4 protein-coding genes and 1 pseudogene are annotated in these 3,137 nt (G+C 72.5%); 3 read left to right on the top strand and 2 right to left on the bottom strand.

Features of this window, described 5'->3' with window-relative positions; genetic code table 11:
- Together ACFV0Q_RS40285 and ACFV0Q_RS40290 are read left to right on the top strand one after the other, a co-directional pair.
- Nucleotides 1-206 (top strand): annotated as a pseudogene (locus ACFV0Q_RS40285) (hypothetical protein); the annotation flags it as partial.
- A 65-nt stretch (nucleotides 207-271) separates the two neighbouring features.
- Nucleotides 272-1,237 (top strand): aldo/keto reductase family oxidoreductase, encoded by a 966-nt coding sequence (locus ACFV0Q_RS40290; protein ID WP_385012905.1) that lies wholly within the window; start codon nucleotides 272-274, stop codon nucleotides 1,235-1,237.
- 15 nt (nucleotides 1,238-1,252) lie between these two features.
- Here the strand turns inward: ACFV0Q_RS40290 and ACFV0Q_RS40295 are convergent, their stop codons facing one another.
- Both ACFV0Q_RS40295 and ACFV0Q_RS40300 read right to left on the bottom strand, forming a co-directional pair.
- Nucleotides 1,253-1,510: a hypothetical protein gene (locus tag ACFV0Q_RS40295; protein ID WP_385012907.1), complete on the bottom strand. Its 258-nt coding sequence runs from the start codon at nucleotides 1,508-1,510 to the stop codon at nucleotides 1,253-1,255.
- Nucleotides 1,497-1,748, bottom strand: a complete 252-nt coding sequence (locus tag ACFV0Q_RS40300; RefSeq protein WP_385012909.1) for a DUF6400 family protein — start codon at nucleotides 1,746-1,748, stop codon at nucleotides 1,497-1,499. Before ACFV0Q_RS40300 ends, ACFV0Q_RS40295 begins: the two co-directional genes overlap by 14 nt.
- A 178-nt stretch (nucleotides 1,749-1,926) precedes the next feature.
- On the opposite strand from ACFV0Q_RS40300, the gene ACFV0Q_RS40305 reads away from it, so the two are divergent.
- On the top strand, nucleotides 1,927-3,135 hold the full coding sequence (locus ACFV0Q_RS40305; RefSeq protein ID WP_385012910.1) for a cytochrome P450: 1,209 nt from the start codon (nucleotides 1,927-1,929) through the stop codon (nucleotides 3,133-3,135).
- The last annotated feature ends 2 nt before the right edge of the window (nucleotides 3,136-3,137 follow it).

The raw sequence follows: 3,137 nt of genomic DNA on the forward strand, positions 1-3,137 counted from the left end.
CCGACCACGCCGGACCCTTCGCCGGTCAGGGCCTCCTGGACGTCATGGTCAACCTCCAGGCCCTCAACGGGGCGGCGGCCCTGACCGCGTTACTCCTGGCGGCCCTCGTCACCGAGCAGAACAACGTCCGCCTCCGGATCGAGGAGGTCTGCGCGGACCTGGCGGAGGTGGTGGCGCACCTCGCCCCCGGGAAACCGGCGGATTAACCCGCCCGGCGGCCCGCTCGCGGGCCCGGGCGGTCCCGGCGGCCGCCGGCCCATAACCTGGAACGGTGACGAACGTGAGCGCGGTGGGTGCGGGCCGGGGCGGCCGGTTGCTGTACGGGTGCATGGGGCTGGGCGGGAGCTGGGGACCGGATCCGTACGGGCCGGCCGACATCGATGCCGCCGAGGCGGCCATCCACGCCGCCCTCGACATCGGGATCACCGTCTTCGACCACGCCGACATCTACCGGTACGGCAAGGCCGAGGCCGTCTTCGGCGAGGTCCTCGCCCGGACGCCGGGCCTGCGCGAACGCGTCGTCCTGCAGACCAAGTGCGGCATCCGCCTGGCCGACGGGGACCGCCCCGGGATGTACGACCTGCGCGCCGGGAGCATCACGCGCCAGGTGGAGCAGAGCCTGACCCGGCTGCGCACCGACGCCCTCGACGTCCTGCTGCTGCACCGCCCCGACCCCCTGGCGGACCCGGACGAGATCGCCTCCGCGCTGATGTCCCTCGACCGGCAGGGCCTCGTACGCGGCTTCGGGGTCTCCAACATGGGCGCCGCTCAGATCGCCCGCCTCCAGGCCCGCCTCGACCTGCCCCTCGTCGCCAACCAGCTGGAGATGAGCCTGCGCAGCCGTGCCTGGGTCGAGGCCGGTGTCCTGCTCAACACCCCGGAGGGTGCCGGGAACGGCTTCCCCTTCGGGACGCTGGAGCACTGCCTGGACCACGGCATCCGGCTCCAGGCCTGGGGCGCCCTCGCGCAGGGCCGGTACACGGGCCGCCAGCAGACCCCCGCCGAGCACGCGACCGCCGAGCTGCTGGCCGACCTCGCCCGCCGCAAGGACACCACCCCGGAGTCGGTCCTGCTGTGGTGGCTGACGCGCCACCCCGCCGGCATCGCCCCGGTCATCGGCACGGCCCGCCCCGCGCGCATCCGCGCCTGCCGCGACGCCTCGCTGCGCGCACCCGACCTCACGCACGAGGAGTGGTACGCCCTGTGGACCACGGCCCGCGGCCTCCCGCTGCCCTGAGGCGGCCGGCGGCGGTCAGAGGCCCGGCAGGCCGCTGCTGAGCCGCTTCCACAGGGAACGGGTGGCTCCGAAGCCGCTCTCGTGCTCCCAGACGTGCGTGCAGCCCGGGCACTGGAGGTGGAGCAGGCTGCCGGTGTTGGAGAGCATGTAGCGCCAGTGCGTCGAGCACGTACGGCGCTCCTCGCACGGCCCGCACCCGCGGGCGTCGTCACAGTTGGGGCAGGCCACCCAGGCGCGCCGGCCCATGTCGGCCTGCGGGTCAAGCGGCAGCACGGCCGCTCCCGCGCGCGGGCAGCACACCGGCCGCGACCAGTTCGTCGTACACGCGCTGCTGCTCCGCGTCGAGCCCGGAGTACAGCAGGTCGTACGCCGCCTCCTCGCCGCGCAGTACCTCGATGGGGTCCCAGTCGGGGCCGAGGGCTGCCATCACCTGGGCGCGCCGGAGCACCTCCTGGGAGGTGAGGTCGACGTCGAAGTCCACGGTGGCAGGTGTGGGGTCGTGGGGGGTCATACCATCGAACTTAGGTAACCCTTCTTTGCTGGGTCAAGTGAGGGTGGTCGGAGTCACAGCAGGTCGCGGGCCCGGTGTGGGCGTGGGCGGCCACCCTCACATGCGGCGCCGAGACTACTGTGGTGAATACACGCATCGGCGTAGGATTTCGCAACACATTCGATTCAGGGGGAATGGAATGGCGCTTCGGCCTGCCATGATCGATCTGTTGGAACTCAGTCCGGACTTCGTCCGCGACCCGTATCCGGTCTACGCGCGGCTGCGCGCGCGGGGACCCGTCCACCACGTCCGCACACCCGACGGCGAAGAGCTGTGGCTGGTCGTCGGGCACGAGGCCTGCCGCACCGCGTTCACCGACCCGCGGCTGAGCCGCGACTGGCGCCGCTCCGGCGACATCGGCCAGATCATCAACGCCGACCGGGACCACCCGGTGCTCGCCCACATGCTGATGTCCGACCCGCCGGACCACACCCGCCTGCGCCGCCTGGTGGCGCGGGAGTTCACGCCGCGGCGCATCGAATCGCTGGCGCCGCGCATCCAGCAGATCACCGACGAACTGCTGGACGCCATGGAGGCGAACCCGCGGCGCCGCGCCGACCTGGTGAACGACTTCGCCTTCCCGCTGCCCATGACCGTCATCTGCGAACTGCTGGGCGTGCCCGAGCTGGACCGCGAGGCGTTCCGCGGCTGGTCCAACGAGATCGTCGCCCGCAGCAGCCCGGAAGCCGAGGCCGCCGTGTACGCGGAGGTGCCCCGCTACCTGACGGAGCTCATCGACGCCAAGCGCGCCGCCCCCGGCGACGACCTGCTCAGCGCCATGATCCACGCCGTGGACGAGGGCGGCGACCGGCTCTCGCCCGACGAGCTGATCGGCATGAGCCTCCTGATCCTCATCGCCGGACACGAGACCACCGTCAACATGATCGGCAACGGGATGCGCGCGCTGTTCGCGCACCCCGAGCAGCTCGCCGACCTGCGGGCCGACCCCGGCCTGCTGGACGGTGCGCTCGAGGAGATGCTCCGCTACGACGGCCCGGTCGAGACCTGCACCGAGCGACTCGCCCTGGAGGACGTCGAGATGGGCGGGGTGGTGATCCCGGCCGGCTCCACCGTCCTGATCACCATGGCCGACGCCGACCGCGACCCGGCGCGCTTCGAGGAGCCGGACCGCTTCGACATCCGCCGGGACGCCCGCGGCCACATCGCGTTCGGGCACGGCCTGCACTACTGCCTCGGCGCGCCGCTCGCCCGCATGGAGGGCCGCATCGCCCTGCGCTCGCTGCTGGAACGCTTCCCCGACCTCGACGGCGACGCCGACGAGGCGAAGCTCGTGTGGGTGCGGGGCATGCTCATCAGGGGTGTACGGGAGCTGCCCGTACGGTGGTGAAC

Origin of the sequence: Streptomyces sp. NPDC059564, assembly GCF_042735575.1 — a bacterium.
GTDB lineage: Bacteria > Actinomycetota > Actinomycetes > Streptomycetales > Streptomycetaceae > Streptomyces.

Coding starts and splice junctions, on each gene's coding strand:
- ACFV0Q_RS40300 (WP_385012909.1), bottom strand. CDS start 1,748: ATGACCCCCCACGACCCCACACCTGCCACCGTGGACTTCGACGTCGAC.
- ACFV0Q_RS40305 (WP_385012910.1), top strand. CDS start 1,927: ATGGCGCTTCGGCCTGCCATGATCGATCTGTTGGAACTCAGTCCGGAC.